We start from the raw sequence: 1,098 nt of genomic DNA on the forward strand, positions 1-1,098 counted from the left end.
TCTCAGGAGAGCTCCAGGGCGAGGTAGAAGTCGACCCGGTCCTCCAGCCGGGAGAGGTCGCGGCCGGTGAGCTCCTCGATCCGGCCGATCCGGTAGCGCAGCGTGTTGACGTGGACGTGCAGCTGGGCGGCGCAGCGCGTCCAGGAGCCGTCGGAGCGGAGGAACGCCTCCAGGGTGCGGACCAGGTCGGCCTGGTGCTCGAGGTCGTAGGCGATGACCTTGTCCAGCAGGCGGCTGCGGAAGGCGCGGCGGACCTCGTCGGGGACGGCGGCCAGCAGCAGGACGTGGGAGGCGAGTTCCTCGGGGCCGGCGACGCAGACCCGGCCGACCCGGGCGGCGGCGATCCGGCGGGCGTGCCGGGCCTCCTCCAGGGCGCCGCGCAGGCCGCCGGCCTCGGCGGCGGGGGCGCAGACGCCGACGGTGATCCGGCCCTCGGAGCCGAGGCCGGCCTCCAGCGGGGCGAGCAGGGCGCGGACGGCGTCGGCGGGGACGGGGGCGTCCAGGGCGGGCAGCACGGCGACGGCGCCGGTGGGGCCGAGGGCGGCGACCAGGGCGCGGTCGGTGGCGGCGGCCAGCGCCTCCTCGAGGATCGGGCGCAGCGCGCCGTCGGGCAGTCCGGTGGCGTCGGCGGAGAGCACCAGCCACTGCGGGCCGGGGCCGGAGGTCTCGGTGGAGCCCTCGTAGCGGGCGGCCATGGTGGTGGACGCCTGGAGGGCGCGGCTGGTCTCGGCGGGGTCGGCGTCGCGCTGGAGCAGGGTGAGGACCTCGTCGGCGATCCGGCGGCGCAGCCGGCGGCCCTCGTCGCGGCGGGTGCGTTCGGCGGCGACCAGCCGGGCCAGGTTCTCGGCGAGCTGCTGGCGCTTGGGGGTCCACTCGGTGACGTCGCCGGCCACGGCGAGGATCCAGTCGGCGAGCGGGGTGTCGGCCTCCCCTCCGGCCGCTCCGGCCGCTCCGGGCGGCTCGGCGGCGGCGGGCAGCAGCGAGTAGGGGCCGGTGGCGAGGCGGACGCGGTGCGGGGGGCGGCGGCGCGGCGGAGTCTACTACACGTCTCCGAGCCCACGCTCCACGACGTCTGCGGGAGGCGGCGGGTCGGCGTGC

General features: G+C 78.2%; 1 protein-coding gene. It reads right to left on the bottom strand.

Annotated elements, in window-relative coordinates:
* Window positions 1–2 precede the first annotated feature (2 nt).
* A complete protein-coding gene (locus tag ACFUEL_RS39890) occupies window positions 3–893 on the bottom strand; it encodes a PucR family transcriptional regulator (protein ID WP_380243150.1) in 891 nt (296 codons plus the stop codon).
* Window positions 894–1,098 lie beyond the last annotated feature (205 nt).

It is taken from the genome of Kitasatospora sp. NPDC057198 (assembly GCF_042670125.1).
Lineage (GTDB): Bacteria > Actinomycetota > Actinomycetes > Streptomycetales > Streptomycetaceae > Kitasatospora.